At 67.3% G+C, this 15,722-nt stretch carries 11 protein-coding genes; 3 read left to right on the top strand and 8 right to left on the bottom strand.

Features of this window, described 5'->3' with window-relative positions; genetic code table 11:
- Window positions 1-21 precede the first annotated feature (21 nt).
- The 8 genes from BLP83_RS07335 to BLP83_RS07365 form a co-directional block, all read right to left on the bottom strand.
- Entirely contained in the window at window positions 22-381 is a 360-nt protein-coding gene (locus BLP83_RS07335) for a hypothetical protein (RefSeq protein WP_091240692.1), read from the bottom strand.
- A gap of 84 nt (window positions 382-465) precedes the next feature.
- Complete coding sequence (locus tag BLP83_RS18240; RefSeq protein ID WP_143006591.1) at window positions 466-876, bottom strand: hypothetical protein; 411 nt, start codon at window positions 874-876, stop codon at window positions 466-468.
- 68 nt (window positions 877-944) lie between these two features.
- The gene (locus tag BLP83_RS07340; protein WP_091240693.1) at window positions 945-1,358 is read right to left on the bottom strand and encodes a hypothetical protein; all 414 of its coding nucleotides are present in this window, start codon (window positions 1,356-1,358) and stop codon (window positions 945-947) included.
- A gap of 454 nt (window positions 1,359-1,812) precedes the next feature.
- Window positions 1,813-2,175 carry a hypothetical protein gene (locus BLP83_RS18865; RefSeq protein WP_091240695.1) on the bottom strand — a complete coding sequence of 121 codons (363 nt, stop codon included), beginning with the start codon at window positions 2,173-2,175 and terminating at the stop codon, window positions 1,813-1,815.
- A 94-nt stretch (window positions 2,176-2,269) separates the two neighbouring features.
- Complete coding sequence (locus BLP83_RS07350; protein WP_091240697.1) at window positions 2,270-5,308, bottom strand: VPS10 domain-containing protein; 3,039 nt, start codon at window positions 5,306-5,308, stop codon at window positions 2,270-2,272.
- A gap of 597 nt (window positions 5,309-5,905) precedes the next feature.
- Window positions 5,906-8,803: a M14 family metallopeptidase gene (locus BLP83_RS07355; protein ID WP_176764056.1), complete on the bottom strand. Its 2,898-nt coding sequence runs from the start codon at window positions 8,801-8,803 to the stop codon at window positions 5,906-5,908.
- 201 nt (window positions 8,804-9,004) lie between these two features.
- A complete protein-coding gene (locus tag BLP83_RS07360) occupies window positions 9,005-10,645 on the bottom strand; it encodes an AbgT family transporter (protein ID WP_091240701.1) in 1,641 nt (546 codons plus the stop codon).
- Between the two features lie 388 nt (window positions 10,646-11,033).
- Window positions 11,034-11,885 carry a hypothetical protein gene (locus BLP83_RS07365; RefSeq protein ID WP_143006593.1) on the bottom strand — a complete coding sequence of 284 codons (852 nt, stop codon included), beginning with the start codon at window positions 11,883-11,885 and terminating at the stop codon, window positions 11,034-11,036.
- A gap of 245 nt (window positions 11,886-12,130) precedes the next feature.
- Between BLP83_RS07365 and mtnA the strand changes: the two genes are divergently transcribed.
- The 3 genes from mtnA (at window position 12,131) to BLP83_RS07380 (ending at window position 14,587) form a co-directional block, all read left to right on the top strand.
- The gene (mtnA, locus tag BLP83_RS07370) at window positions 12,131-13,177 is read left to right on the top strand and encodes an S-methyl-5-thioribose-1-phosphate isomerase (RefSeq protein WP_091240704.1); all 1,047 of its coding nucleotides are present in this window, start codon (window positions 12,131-12,133) and stop codon (window positions 13,175-13,177) included.
- Between the two features lie 86 nt (window positions 13,178-13,263).
- A complete protein-coding gene (locus BLP83_RS07375; RefSeq protein WP_091240707.1) occupies window positions 13,264-14,190 on the top strand; it encodes a glycosyltransferase family 2 protein in 927 nt (308 codons plus the stop codon).
- 7 nt (window positions 14,191-14,197) lie between these two features.
- A complete protein-coding gene (locus tag BLP83_RS07380; protein ID WP_091240709.1) occupies window positions 14,198-14,587 on the top strand; it encodes a GtrA family protein in 390 nt (129 codons plus the stop codon).
- Window positions 14,588-15,722: the final 1,135 nt, after the last annotated feature.

A 15,722-nucleotide genomic window follows, 5' to 3' on the forward strand; every position in this document is an offset into this window, starting at 1 on the left:
ATGGAATGGTTGGGCGTCACCTTAGTACTCGCCAATCACCCCCAGCTTCTCGGCAGCAGCAGAAACCTGCGACTCCAAGGGCTCCAGCCGCAGAAACCATTCTGGCTCAGTGAGACGGCCACCAGTCTTCGTGGGTTCAAGCGGCGGCGTCCACTCCTTGTGAAGCCAAAACAAGCGGGGAACGTTTCGACTCAGAGTGCTCAGGTCTTCTTGATTGAAGCCCTCGGAAACGAGCTGCTTTGCTAGTGCGCAAACTTGCTTGTAGACAGCTTGCTGTTTCAGGTACTGACCACTTCGCTCTAGCTCTGGAAGAAAAGACTCAATGGAACCGATCAGCTCGTTGAGTTGATTCTTGCGCTCTGCCTCGGTGTAGTAGTGCATGCTCAAGTGCCGGTTTGTGACGCCCAACGTTTGACATGAGAGGCGGCGCGCGGCTTGCCGGGCGACGTCCTCTCGATGGAAGGGTTAGGCGTCGCTTTGCTGCCAGAGTACATACATATCTCCGTCGACGAAGCCAAGGCCGACGCCTTTGGCGCAACGAAGGACTCTTGATTGAGCGCCGTTTGCAATGTATGAGTTGATCATCTCTGTGCCTGTTTTCAGCCATTCCTTCCAGTCGGAGCCTGCCACTGCGAATGGAATCTCAAAGACGTCTTCGCCCGTGGTGAAGGTCTCAGCGCCAGGCCAGTAGTCCGTTTCTGGATTTTCTCCAGAAGTGAACGATTCAGTGCCGATGATTTGCACGTGAACCGACTCTTCTCCTTCGTATAGGTTGATATGGAACGCTGCGGTTGCAGGAGGAATTGGCTGAGACAGATGCCGATCCGCCCATGCGAAGAGCTCCTTTGTGACTTCGGATTTGGAGATGCTGCTCATGCGACGCCTAACGTTCGACATGAGCGGCATGACCCGGCTTGCCGGGGCATGTCCGCTCGATGGAGGGGTTAGCCGACAAGGCGCGTGGAATCTGCTTCGCAGTCGTATGCGAACTGAAGGCTACTGCCCTTTGTGAAGGCGATGGTGACCTGGACATCTCCTGCCTCCGTTCCTGAGTAGGTGACTTGCTCGACCGTTTGGCCAACCACAGAGTCCATTCCGGACAGATCGTTGAGGAGTAGCCCATACGAGCGGCCTGAGTTCTCTGCTAGCCCTGGCCTCTCCGACTTGCGCCAGAAGACCGTTCCACATTCAAAGTACAGCCGGTACCACTGGTCACCAAAGCAAAGGTGCGCGACATTGACTTCATTGATGAGCTGCAGATCTTCGTAGAAGTGCTCGACCAAGAAGGCAGTGCAACGTTTCCCCGCGAGCTTCGGTTCCTCTCCGTTGATGCTGTAGCGTGGCTCGGTGGTGTTCATTGGCGGCTAACTCAATGTAGACGTCAAAGTGACGTCTAACTCTGTCGTATAACCTGTCGCCCGCTTCTAGTGAGTGCGACAGAACCTTCTGCAGATCAGTGACTTGGTGATCGCTCCAGTGTCTCGATGTCGCATAATTCGTCGGAATTACGACACGATCCGCGCTCTCGCGGAACCTATTCCATTTTGATGCGCCTTTCAATCTCGCCTCCCGCCCGAAGCCCATCACGACAAAGGGCCTGCGTTGTCGAAGTAGCGGCAGATTTTCCTTCAGGCGGTGTGGCTTGCTTCAGGGAACCTCCCCGCTCGCGTCGCTGGCTTCGAATCCCTACCCATGTCGGGAGCGGGCCCGAGTTCTTGGGCCGGGCGCCAGACGGTTGGATCCAGGAGCCTCAGGTCTCTCTGGACTTTTCCAGGCCGGTCAAGCCCACAGTCAATCCATTCGCTGTGTCCTTCAACGGCTGCTTCCACGACGAATGTCTTCAGTTCGATGCGCATCCGTGTCCTGCTTAAGTCTGCACCGCCGACTGACCCACACCAGCACAAGGAAGAGGGGAAGGTATGCGAGCAGATGCATCGCTCCGAGTGCAAGCAGGACCGAGTTGATGTTTCCCGCCCAGAGGGATGCGTTCGGGTACATCAAGACGATTGCGCAGATCGCCCCACCCGCGAGCAGCTCGATCGGCATCAATGCCGTTCCGCCTCCTCGAACGCCGCGGAGTTCATCGGCTATCGCGCGCACTGGCAGCGCGATGGCCAGCGAGAACCATCGCCGCAGGAGTAGGACCAGAAGCACTAGAACGATGGGCTCGGCCACAACGCACCTCGCGATAATCCAACCCCAAGCGAGAACTGCCGCTCGGGCTCTGGGCCGAGTTGGCGCAGAGGCCCGACCATCGAGCGAACTCGCTCTACTTCCCCGGCAAAGCAAACCCCCGAGCCCGCGCCCCAGCCCGCGGATGCGCCCGCTCTTCATCCTGATGCCGCCCATCCCCATCGTCGCCGCGCAGCTTGTAAGCCGGCGTCCACCGCGGGTCCTGCGGTTTCGGCGCCTTGATCTCGAACCCACTACGGCTCGTCGTTCCAGCGTGTGCAATCTCCAGCGTGTACTTGCCCGGCACCGGGTACAGCCGATGCCCCAGGCGCTGGGATTCCGCATAGGGCTGGTGCTTCCGCTCCTCGCGCTTGTCGGCGTCCAGCGCTTCCAGCGCCTGCTTCTCGGCGGCGAGGGTGAGTTCGGCATCCAGCGCCAGGTTCCAGCGGAAGCTGTTCAGGCCTGCCTCCGCCTCACGCTCGAAGGTGGCGAGCGGGCGGTCTTTCTCGTCCAGCAGGCGGAAGCGCACGGGGCCGGCGGCTTTGGCCCAGTAGGTGCCGGTGAGTTCGGGCAGGTGTTCGGGGCGGTCGAACCAGGGGTCGGGGCGGCGGCGCCAGTCGCGTGAGGCTTTGAGGTCGTCGATGTGGAACAGGTGCACGGCGCTGCTGCGCACCTCGCTGCTGAGCTGCTGCACCGGCAGCACGTCGACGATCCATGCGCTGCGGCCGTGGGTGCCGGCGATCAGTTCGCGGTCGCGCGGGTGTACGAACAGGTCGTGCACGGGCACGTTGGGCAGGCCGCCGTCCAGCGCCTGCCAGCTGCGGCCGCGGTCCAGGCTGGCGTACACGCCGCGGTCGGTGCCGACGTAGAGCAGGTCCGGGTTGACCGTGTCCTCGCGGATCACGTTGACGGGCTCGGCGGGCAGGCCCTCGGCAATCGACTGCCAGCTCGCGCCGAAGTCGTCGCTGCGGTACAGGTAGACGCGGTCGTCGTCCTGCCGGTAGCCGTTCAAGCTGAGGTAAATGCGCTCGCTGCTGTGGCGCGAGAGTTCAATGCGGCTCACCCAGCGGTCGGCGGGCAGGGTGGCATCCACCTGCTGCCAGCGCACGCCGCCGTCCACGCTCACATGCACATGGCCGTCGTCGGTGCCTACGCCCAGGCGGCCGAAAGCTAGCGGCGATTCGGAGACCGTGGTGATCGTAGCGAAGGGCACGTTGCCGCGCTCTTTCGAGCGGGTCAGGTCTGGGCTGATCGCGGCCCAGCTGCGGCCGCGGTCGAAGCTACGGTACAGGCGGTTGCTGGCCATGTAGACGGTGCGCGCGTCGTGCGGCGACAGGATCACCGGCGTGCTCCAGTTGTAGCGCAGCAGGGGCTCGTTGAGCGCTGCGCGCGGCCGCACCTCGTGGCGTTTGCCGGCGCTGTCGATGCGGGTGTAGTAGCCGAACTGGTAGCCGGTGTAGGTGTCGCCGGATTCATCGTCCACGGCCACCCACATGCCGTCGCCGCCGTTGATGTAGTTCCAGTCTTCGCCCAGCTCCCAGCGCGTGCGGCTGCTGCCTTTCCAGGTGCCGTTGTCCTGCAGGCCGCCGTAGACGTTGTAGGGCTCGGCCATGTCGGCATAGATGGTGTAGAACTGGCCCACCGGCTGGGCATCAAGCCGGCGCCAGGTGATGCCGCCGTCGTAGCTCGCATCCAGCCCGCCGTCGTTGCCGACCACGAGGCGCTGCGGGTAGTTGGGGTCGATCCACATGGCCTGGTAGTCGACGTGCACGCTGGGGTGGTTGGTGTAGCCCGACCAGGTCTTGCCGCCGTCAGAGGAGGCGATCAGCGGCACGCCCATGGTGTAGACGCGCTCGGCGTCGCTGGGGTCGACCGCGATCTCGCCGAAGTAGTAGCCATAGGTGTAGGTGACTTCGCGGACGGGTTCGTCGTGCGTGCGGCGCCAGCTCGCGCCGCCGTCGTCGCTGCGCCACACGGTGTGGCCCCAGGTGGGGTTGTCGAACAGGGCGGCATTGCCGTCTTCGAGGCGGCTGAGCAGCTGCTGCAGGGTGATCGAGCCGTCGCGCACCTGCGCGAGCAGGCCCTTGGCGTCGAGCTCGACCGGCAGGTCGGCGCCGCGGATGAAGCGCTCGACTTCTTCTGGGTCCTGCTTAAGGAAATCTTCCTTGCTCATCGTGCGCAGGCGCTGCGGAGAGAGCGGGCGGTCGCCGAGGTCGCGCAGGGCTTCGGGCAGCTCGGCCCAGTGGTCGATGCTGGCGTAGACGGTGTCGGGCTGGCTGGCGGCGATGGCGAGGCCAATGCGGCCGACGCTGTCACCCTGCGGCAGGCCGCCGGCAAGCTCGCGCCAAGTGCGGCCGCCGTCTTCGGATTTGTAGATGCCCGAGCCGTCGCCGCTTTCGGTGAACTGCCAGGGCGTGCGCGTGCGGGTCCACAGCGCGGCGTAGAGCACGTCGGGGCGGGTCGGGTCGATGACGAGGTCGCTGGCGCCGGTCCAGTCGTCGGTCGGTTTCAGCACCTGCGTCCAGGTGTCGCCGCCGTCTTCGCTCAAGAAGACGCCGCGCTGCCCGCCGGGCGTGTAGAGCTTGCCGGCAGCGGCGACGAGCACGCGCCGGCTGTCGCGCGGATCGACCAGGATCTCGGCGATGCGGTCGGTGCCAGTGAGGCCTTTGCGCGCGAAGCTCTTGCCGCCGTCATGGCTGACGAACACGCCGTGGCCGCCGTAGTTGGAGCGCGCGGCATTGGGTTCGCCGGCGCCGATCCACAGGGTTTCGGGCTTGGACGGGTCCACGGCAATCGCGCCGATCACGGTGTTCGGCAGCTGGTCGGTGAGGGGCTCGAAGCTGCCGCCGTTGTTGGTGGTCTTCCACACGCCGCCGGTCGCGTAGGCCACGTAGAAGGTGTAGGGCTGGCCGGGCACTGAGGCCAGATCCACCACGCGCCCGCCTTGCCCGGTCGGGCCGATGCTGCGCCAGCTCAGGCCCTTGAAGATCGATGCGTCCTGCATCTGCTGGTGCTGCTGCCAGGCGGCTTCGCGCTGCTCGGGCGTGCTGGGCGCACCGGGCTTGGGCCGTGCTGCATGCGTGGGGGGTGTCAGGCAGAGCAGCAGCAGGGTTCCGATCCAGGCGGCGATGCGCATCGGTGAGTCTCCGGGCGGCGGTGCTAGGGCAGGGTGGAGTGGTGTTTCGCAGATGGGGGGGCGTGTGGCAAGTGCTGGTCTTCTGACTTCGACGCCTGGCTTCGCTTCGCTCGGACTACTGAGAGCGCTTGTCGGCTGCCACCGGCAGCCGACAAGCGCTCTCTTACGCTTCCCTCCGGGAGAGAGGGGCTTGAGAGCAAGGCCCCCGCGTTGGATGTTGGTATTGATGTGGGCTTTGGTTTGCTCCCCTCTCCCCTTGCGGGAGAGGGGCGGGGGAGAGGGGTGAAAGCTCGCCGCGAGTGTTGTCCCCCTCTCCCCAACCTGCCTTCGCTCCGCTCGGGCTCCAGAGAGCGTCGGCTGCCACCGGCAGCCTACAAACGCCCTCCTCCGCTTCCCTCAAGGGGAGAGGGGCTCAAGAGCGCGGCGCTTGCTCACGTTCGGATTGATGGGTGCGGCGCACTCAATCGCACGGCTTTGGGCCTCGCTGCGCTCGCTACCAAGCTGCGAACGCTCGCGCTACGGAATGCGGAGCCCGCGAACAACAACGCCCGCAATGCGCGGGCGTTGTTGGGTCTACCGCCTTCGTTCAAGCGCCGATCAGTGCACCGGCACCGCCGTGCGCGTGCCGAAGCCGGGCCCGTAGACGACCGCATTGCCGAGCACGCGCTGCATGGCGAGGCTGGCGCCGCGGAAGCTGGGGTTGGTGGCGAACAGGATGATCTGGCCGGCGCCCTTCGCTTCGCGGGTCACCCAGGCGGTGTTGGCGATGCGCTCCTGCGCTTCGGGCCAGAGCAATCCGCCCAGGCGCAGTTCGAGGGTGTGCCCCGGCGGCAGGCCGGCCCAGCCGTAGGCGCTCCAGTGTTCGCCGGCCTTCTTGCCGGGCTCCGCGCGCCACACGCCGTGGCGATACGGCGCCTCGACGCTGCCGGATGCCATCAGCGGAGTGCTGGAATCGACCAGCACCGGCAGATGATCGCGGCAGCCGAAGCTCAGCCAGTGGGTGTCGTCGCAGCGGGTGGCGACGAAGCTGCCGACCGGCATGAACACCTGCTGGAAGCTGTCGCGCTCGCTCAGTGCATCGGCATCGAGCGTCTCCGCGTCAGGATCGAAGCTGAAGGCGCCGCTGCGGCCGCTGGCGGCGCCGCGGGAATAGGGGTCGCCTTCGAGATTGGTGCGAGCAGAGGCCGCCAGCCATTCGCGGGCGAGGCGGTCGCGGTAGGGCTTCAGCTCCTTCAGCGCGTCGGGCAGTCCGCGCGCGGCCGACAGTCCGTCTTCGCGGGCCAGTGCGGTCGAGGCATTGCCCAGCGCGATCAGGGTGCCGCCAGCTTCCACCCACGGCTTGAGAGCGTCGCTGACTTCCTTGGGCAGGCTGCCGCCCCAGCGCTCGGGCAGCACGATCACGCGATAGGCGCGCAGGTCCAGGCGGGCGACGGCGCTTTCGTCGAGCAGGCTGGGATTCATGCCCAGGCCGTGTTCGAGGTAGTGCCAGACCGCGCCGAAGGTGTGCGGGTTGACCGCGCCCTTGCCGAGCACGGCGACTGCGCCCGACTGCAGCAGGGCGAACTCGCCGCCGCCAAGATCGGGCAGATCGCCGGGGCCTTCGCCGCTGCGCAGGGCGGCGAAGCCCTGCGGTGCGTCCTTCGCAGCCGCAGCGAGCGCTTCGCGGAGGCGCTGCGAATCGAGCTGCGGGTGGTCGTAGCGGGTGACGACCAGGCTGCCGCGCGGGAAGTCGCGGCCGTCGAAGCGCAGGTCCTTGCGGGCCACGCGCGGGCGGATGCCAGCGGCCAGCAGCTTCGCCGCGACCGGCAGCGCCGCATCGTCATGGCCGGACAGCGCCCAGCCAACAGCGGAGTCGGCCGGCAGCACCGGCTGTGTGTCCACCGTACTCGCGGCCTCGGTCTGCTGCGGCAGGCCGCCCTTGATGCGCCAGGCCGGCAGGCCATAGAACATCGGCAGGCTCCAGGCGGTGATGTCGTAGATCGTGCCTTCGCCCGTGCGCATCAGGGCCTCGCGCTCCTTTTTCAACGACTCGCGATCGATGCGCGGATCGAACTCCATCAGGGTCGCGGCGAGGCGGCCCAGCGGCTGCCGGGTCGAGACCAGCAGGCTGCCGGCCGGGACTTCGGTGCGCTGCGTGCGGCCGTCGAAACCCTGCGCTTCGACCGTCCATGCGCTGGACAGTCGCTGCGCTTCGACGCCCTGCATCTGCAGCACGCGCAGCAGCTGCGCGCCGCGCGCCGGATGCTGGCTGACGTCAATGGCGTAAACGCCGTTCGCATAGTCACCGCGCGCGCCGGTGAGCGCGGTGCGGTCGTCCCAGAAGGCCTGCAGCAGCTCGCTGCGACGTGCGCGCATCGAATCGATGTTGGCGACCGCGCTTGCGAGCTGGCGGGCCACGCCGTCGGCGTGGAACTGCACTTCGCCATTGGCCTGGCGCACGCCATAGTCGGCCACGCGCGCCTGTTCGTAGAGGATGTTGACCGCGCCGCGCAGGCCGCCCCAGGCATCCGAGTAGCCCGGATACCAGCCCTCGTTCCACTCGCCCGAGTAGTAGACCCAGCCGCGCTGGTCGAAGGCCTGCGCCTGCTCGCGCCCGAACTCGGCGGCGAACTGCAGGAAGCGCGGCGACAGATGAGGGTTCATCGGCGCGCGCGCTGGCGAGAACAGGAAGGTTTCGTCCGGGCCCATCTCGTGGGCATCGATGAAGACGATCGGATGCCAGCGCTTCAGGAATGCGAGGCGACCCTGGGTTTCCGGCTGGGTCGCGAAGATCCAGTCGCGGTTCATGTCGAACACGTAGTGGTTGCCGCGACCAAAGGGCCAGCTGGTGCCGCGCGACATCGACTGGCCGTCGTAGCCGGGGGCGGCACCGCGGAAGCCCTGCAGATCGGCAATCGCGCGCGCGCGGCCGTCGGGGTTCATCAGCGGGTCGATCAGCAGGACGGTGTCGTCGAGACGCGCGGTGTGGGCCGGATCGTTCGAGGCGATCAGGCCGTAGATCAGGCCGAGGGCTGCGTCGCCGCCGCTGTGCTCGTTGCCGTGGATGCTGTGCGCGACGTAGGCCACGGCCGGGGCATCGCGCAGGATCTCGCTGGCGCGCGCCGCCGAGGTGCGGCGTGGGTCGGCGAGTTCGTCCAGCGCGTTCTGGATCTCGTCGAGTCGCGCGAGGTTGGCCGGGCTGGACACGATCGCCACCGACAGGGGACGGCCCTGGTGGCTGCGGGCGTACTCGATGACGCGGATGCGATCGGACACCTGCGCCCACTGCTGCAGGGCGGCGTGGATCTGTTCGGGGCTGGCGGCCTTCTGCCCCAGCGGAAAGCCCAGCAGGGTGTCCGGGTGGGGAATGGCAGGGTTGGCGTCGAACTGCCCGAACACCTGCACCACCGGATGCACTGGCACCGGATCGGCGGCATTGACCGCGATCGGCAGGGCGGCGGCGAGCGCAAAGGACAGCAGGGACAAGCGGAGCAGAGTGGGGCGGGGCAGGCGCATGCGCGGTTCCGTTCGATCAGGAAAAACGCAGTCTGCCTCGCTGGACCGCATCCACGTACGTGCAGGTGGTCAGGTCAGCGGGCGTTGTCGCGCCGATGCTGGTCGCGTCCTTGGGCCGCGCTGCGCTTGGCCCAACCTGCCCGAGCCTCGGTGTCGCATCGGCTCGCGCGCCTCGGGCGCGAGCCGATGCGCAGGTTGTGACTATCCCGCCGCCGTCGCCGGGATGTACTGCAGCGGTGCGCCCGGCCCGATCGGCAGGCCCAGCGCCAGCCAGACTACGAACAGCAGGGACCAGCCGATCGCGAACACCACCGAGTAGGGCAGCATCACCGAGATCACCGTGCCAATGCCGGCCTTGGGCTCGTAGCGCTGCAGGAAGGCGATGATCAGGGCGAAGTAGCTCATCATCGGGCTGATGATGTTGGTCACGCTGTCGCCGATGCGGTAGGCGATCTGGGTCAGCTCCGGCGAGTAGCCGAGGATCATGAACATCGGGATGAAGATCGGCGCCATCAGCGCCCACTTCGCCGAGGCCGAGCCCATGAACAGGTTGGCGAGCGCGGTCAGCAGGATGAAGCCGGCCATGATGATGATCTTGGCCAGCACCCAGCGCCACGGCGCGGGCTCACCCTCGCCCAGCACCAGCTGGCGCATCGAGTCGAGCACGCCGGCGCCCTCCACCGCGAACACCAGGCCCAACTGGGTCCAGTTGAAGTAGGCGACGAACTGCGCGGCAAAGAAGGTCAGCACCAGGTAGACGCCCAGCGTGGACATGCTCTGGCCCATGCCCTTGATGACGTCGTTGTCGCTCTTGATGGTGCCGGCGACCGCGCCGTAGACAACGCCCGCAACCACGCCGTAGACGAAGATGATCGCGACCACGCTCTTCAGGAAGGGCGAGTTGAGCGGATCGCCGGTGACCGGATCACGCATGAAACCCGAGCCCCAGAACCAACCCTGCGGCAGCATCGACCAGACCAGGATCAGAGTGATCACCGCGCAGGCGAGCAGCGACCAGATCAGGCCGCGCTTCTCCTCGGGCTTCAGGCGCTGGGCGTTGGGGTCCTGTTCGGGCGTTCCATCGCCGGCCGCATTCGGGTCGCGGCTGGGCTCATCCGGAAAGCGCGGCGCTACGATCTTCTCGGTGACGAACCAGCCGAGCAGGGTGATCAGCGGCGTCGAGGCGATCATGAAGTACCAGTTGGCGACCGCGTTGACGGTGTAGTCCGGGTCGACGATGCGGGCGGCCTCTTGCGACAGGCCGGCCAGCAGCGGGTCGATGGTGCCGATCAGCAGGTTGGCTGAATAGCCGCCGGACACACCGGCAAAAGCGGCTGCCATGCCGAGGATGGGATGCCGGCCGGCGGCCAGGAAGATCAGACCGGCCAGCGGCACCAGCAGCACGTAGCCGATCTCGCTGGCCATGTTCGACATGACGCCGGCGAACACCATCACCGGGGTCAGCAGGAAGCGCGGCGCCGACAGCACCAGCAGGCGCAGGCTGGCGCCGATGAGACCGGAATGCTCGGCCACGCCGATGCCGAGCAGGGCCACCAGCACCGTGCCCAGCGGGGCGAAGTCGGTGAAGTTCTTCACCATGCTGGTGGACATGCGGTGCAGGCCCTCCAGCGAGAACAGGTTGACGACGTTGATGGTGGCGCCCGTGGCCGGATGCTGGGCGCTGATCTCCAGCCAGGCGGCAATGCCGGACATCACCACCACGGCCAGCGCCAGCAGGGCGAACAGGGTGGCCGGATGCGGCAATGCATTGCCGCCGCGCTCGACCACGTTGAGGAACACATCGATGGCGGATCGCCGCGGCGCGGCGGGGCTCTGACTCATGGGCGTGTCTCGTTCTGGACAGGCGGCGCTGTGAGGCCGCGAGGGCTGGGGACTATACAGGGCCGGCGCTTGGCGCCGGCCCCGCAATCGCGAGCCGGGAAACGGGAATCGGGAAACGGTAATCGTCAATAGCGGGGCGTCGGCCCTCGTGCATAAGCTCGCCGCCAGCATCGGCCAGCTGCCGGAGCTCGAATCAGCGATTCACGCCGCTCTCCCCCGATGGGAAGCGAAGGAGAGCGCGTGTCGGCTGTCGGCGGCAGCCGCCACATGCTCTGGGGCACGAACATAGCGAGGGCAGGTGGGCGGGCGCGGGCGCACGAGCCTTGCCCGATTCCCCGTGTGCCGCGTGGTTCAACGATTCCCAACTATCGATTCCCGATGCCCGGCGCTACCGCCACAACATTCCGAGCACACTGCGGAAGGGAAGGATCGCCAGCCGAAAAGCTTCTCCGCTCCAGCTCAGCAGCCGCTGCTGGTCGATCCCCGAAAGCCCTCGCAGCAGATCAGCCAGGTTGCCGGCGCCGGTGCCCGGGAGCCTGCACAGCGCCTGCGCTCGCTTGGCCACGGTGTAGGTGCTGGCGACCGCCGCGGTGATCTCGGCCAGGATCGTCGCCATCGGCAGCACGCGCGCGGCCACGGTTCCGATCAGGCCCTCGCCGAATTGCTTGAGGATGGCGTCCATGCTGCGCTTTGAGAGCTGCTGTGCGCCGATGTTGGTCGCGGTCGCGAGCAGCACGACTCCGCGCAGCTCGGGCTCGGACAGCGCGACTTCGTAGAGCTCCACGATCTCCATGACCAGCTGCTTCTGCACCTGGGCCAAGGCCATGGTTTCGGCGAGAGGTCCCAGCACGGTGGGCGCCAGGCGACCCAACAGCGGGACGCGGCCGGTGATGCTGGAGATCGCCGCTGCCGTGCCGGCCTTGAGGCAGGCGCCGCGAACCAAGGCATCGAACTGGGCCTCGCGCTGGGCGACCGTGCGCGGGCGTCGGCTCTCGGCGCCACTGCGGCTCGCCCGCGTTCGCGAGCCGGTCGAGGCCTTGGAGGAGGCCTTGCGAGCGGGCTTGGCGCGCGTGCCGGCCGCGGCTGCGGCTCTGGCGGGGCCGTGCGTCTTCGGTGCTTCGCTCGCGACCTCGGCCTCGGTCGTGGCGCTGCGCACGTTCTTGCGGCCCTTGGGTTTTGCGGTCTTGGAGGGCGTGGCTGGGCCAGCGCTGCTGCGGCGTGGAGTTCGGGGCGTTGTCATGCGCGCGAGCATAGCAGTGGCTGCCATGGCTTCTGATGCACCGAGCACCATGCGCGCCGGCATGATCCGCCCGGTGCCATGGGGAAGCCGCCGGTGCGGACGGGGCTTGCAGACCTCGTCCCTCGCCGATGGCCGCGGCACTCGGCGGGCGTCGTCGTACAAACACGCCACAGTTGCGGCGGTGTTGGTTCCGCACCGCGTCAAGTAACCTATGCCCTTTGTTCTGCCGGGTGCGAGCCGATTCGATGGACTACGACCGTTATGACCGGGTGCGCGCTGTGCGTTGGACGGGCGAGGCGCTGGACCTGCTGGACCAGCGCCTGCTTCCGCAGCGCCACGAGCACGTGCTGTGCCGCAGCAGCAGCGAGGTGGCGCAGGCCATTCGCGCGCTGGTGGTGCGCGGGGCCCCCGCCATCGGTATTGCCGCCGCCTGGGGCGTGGTGCTGGCGGCTCGCGGGCTGAGCGCGGACTCCGGTGCGCGCGCCGCGGAGCTGCTGGCTCCGGCCATGGCCGAACTCGACGCCTCGCGACCCACCGCGGTCAACCTCGCCTGGGCGCTGCGCCGCATGCGTGCGGCCCTGGTCGGCAGCGGCAGCGACTGGCTTGAGCGGATCACCGCCGAAGCTGAGTCCATCGAAGCGGAGGACCTTGCTGCCAACCGCCTCATGGGGCGCTTGGGCGCCGAGCTGATCGCGCCCGGTTCCGGCGTGCTGACCCACTGCAATACCGGCTCGTTGGCCACGGCCGGCTTCGGCACCGCGCTGGGTGTGATTCGCGCCGGTGTCGCCGAGGGCCGCGTGCAGCGCGTGTTCGCGGGTGAGACCCGGCCCTGGCTGCAGGGCGCGCGCCTGACGGTGTGGGAGCTGCTGCAGGACGGCATTCCCGCCACGCTGATCGCCGATGCCGCCGCTTCGCACCTGATGCGCACCGGCAAGGTGCAATGGGTGATCGTCGGCGCCGACCGCATCACCGCCAATGGCGATGTCGCCAACAAGATCGGCACCTATCAGCTGGCGATCGCCGCCCGCTACCACGGACTCAAGTTCATGGTGGTGGCGCCTTCGTCGACGGTCGACATGGCCACCGCCACGGGGGGCGCCATCGAGATCGAGGAGCGCAGCCCGGACGAGCTGCTCGGCTATGCCGGCGTGCGCACCGTGGCCGAGGGCGTCCAAGCCTGGAACCCGGTCTTCGACGTCACACCCGCCAGCCTGATCGATGCCATCGTCACCGAGCGCGGCGTGGTGCTGCAGCCGGACGAGGCGCGGATGGCGGCGCTGTTCGCGACTTGAGGCGGAGAGGGCCACTCCGCCCCAGCGTCCCCGAGTGTTTCCGGAGCCCTTCCGCTCCGCTCTTCGCCTGCGATTGAGTCTTTCCTATGAAGCCTGTCTCCCGCATCGCCGTTCTCGTGCCCTGCTACAACGAGGCCGTAACCGTCGCCAAGGTCATCGCCGATTTCCGCGCCGCGTTGCCGGACGCGCAGATCTGCGTGTTCGACAACAACTCCAAGGACGACACCGCGGCCATTGCGCGGGCGCATGGCGCCCATGTCCAGCACGTCGGCCTGCAGGGCAAGGGCCACGTGGTGCGGCGGCTGTTCGCCGATATCGAGGCCGATGTCTACGTGATGGTGGACGGCGACGATACCTACCATGCGGCCAGTGCGCCGGCCCTGATCGAATGCCTGCGCGAAGGCCGCCACGACATGGTGGTGGCGGTGCGTCGCCATGAAGCCGAGGCCGCCTACCGCGCGGGGCACGTCTGGGGCAATCGCATGCTGACCGGATTCCTGAGTCGGCTGTTCGGTCGCCCCTGCCAGGACATCCTTTCCGGCTACCGCGTGTTCTCGCGGCGTTTCGCCAAGAGCTTCCCTGTGCTCACCGCGGGCTTCGACATCGAGACCGAGCTGACCGTGCATGCGCTGGAGCTGAAGATGTCGGTGGGCGAGGTCGAGACGCCCTACAAGGAGCGTCCCGAAGGCTCGTTCAGCAAGCTCAGCACCTACAAGGATGGCTTCCGCATCCTCAAAACCATGCTGCGGCTGTTCAGCGCCGAGCGGCCGCTGGCCTTCTTCGGCGGCCTTGCGATCGTGCTGTTCCTGGCGGGCATCGGCTTCGGCATCCCGGTGGTTCTGGAGTTCTTGCGCACCGGCTTGGTCCCGCGCTTCCCCACCGCCATCCTGTCGACCGGCCTGATGATCCTTGCGGCCCTGTCGGGATTTGCCGGCCTGATCCTCGATACGGTGACGCGGGGCAGGCGTGAGCTGAAGATGCTGGCCTACCTGCGCCACGGCGCCCCCGAGTAAGAGCGGCATGCGCCAGTTCGCGCTGTTCTGCGTCGGCGGTGGTCTTGCGTTCGCGGTGGACGCCGGCCTGACCCAGGCTTGGGTCAGCGCGGTCGGGCTCGATCCGTGGACCGCGCGGGCGCTGTCGTTTCCGGTCGCGGTCACCTGCACCTGGCTGTTCAATCGCCACTTCACGTTCCGCGCGCGCCGCGCGTCGCCGCTGTGGCGCGAGTGGCTCGTATACGTCGGCACCCAGCTGGGTGGCCTGAGCGTGAATCTGGGCAGCTATGCGCTGCTGGTGGGCGTGTCTGCGACCGCGGCGCGCTGGCCAGCCCTGGCGGTAGCCGTGGGCTCGGTCGCCGGCCTGCTGGTCAACTTTTTCGGGGCCAAGCATGTCGCCTTCAAAGCGCGCGCCTGATCCTCGCGGTGCCGCCTGGCGCGCCGAGCTCTGGCGCGCACTGGGTCTGCTGCTGGCGCTCAAGGGCGCGTTCCTGCTGGTCGATCCCAATCTGCGCCTGTTCATGGGCGACTCGGCCAGCTACCTGCACGCGGCACTCAGCGACTGGGATCCGCCCGATCGCAGCTTCGTTTACCCGATGCTGATCGAGTGGTCGGCGGTGGCGACGCAGTCAGCCGTCTCCCTGGTGCTGCTGCAGACGCTGTTCGGCGTCATAGGCGGGCTGTTGGCCTACTGGATGCTGCGCCGCGCCGCGGGTATCGACGCGCGCATCGCGCTGTTCGCCGTGGTCGCCGTTGCGGTCGAGCCCGCGCAGCTGTTCTACGAGCGCATGCTGATGGCCGAGGCAGTGGGCTTGCTGTCGCTGCTCGCGCTGGTGGCAGCGTCGATCGCCTACGTGCAGCGCGGCCGGCTGCGCTGGGCGCTGGTCATGGCCATCAGCAGCGTGCTGGCGGTGGCCTTCCGGATGAGTCTGCTGCCGGTGGTGCTTGGGCTCGCACTGCTGGTGCCGATGCTGCGCGGCTGGCATGCCGCGGCCGATCAGGATGGTGGTCGGCGCGTTCTGGCCGCGCTGCGTGCAGGTGCACATGCCATGGTCATTCTGGCCTGCGTGCTCGGCGCGCATCGCCTGTACCAGGGGCTCTACGGGCTGCGCTTCGAGACCGAACCGACCTACCTGCTCGCTTCCGGCCAGATGCGGCTGGGCCTGGTGGCGCCACTGGTCAAGCCCGAGCATCTGCAGCGCGTGGGCTTGCCGGTGGAGTTGCTGCAAACGGTTGGCCCCGCCCTGCAGGACCACCGCATGCGCGAAGCGCAGATATGGCAGCCGGATGGGCTGTGGAAGAGGCTCGAAACCGAGCTGGAGTATCGGGAGGCCCAGGAAGCGGCACGCAAGATCGCCGTGCGGGCGTTCCAGTCCGAGCCGCAGGCCCTGCTGCGCATGGGCTTTGCCACCCTCATGGACTACTTCGATGACGGGCTGGCCGTGGCGCGTTTACGCGATGACTACGGTGCCACGCCGCCTGACCCCGGCATGGTCGAGGCGTTGGCGCGGCACCTGCGCCATGACGCCCGCGATCTCGCCGAGCATCCCGGC

It is taken from the genome of Aquimonas voraii (assembly GCF_900101825.1).
In the GTDB taxonomy this organism is placed as follows: domain Bacteria; phylum Pseudomonadota; class Gammaproteobacteria; order Xanthomonadales; family Xanthomonadaceae; genus Aquimonas; species Aquimonas voraii.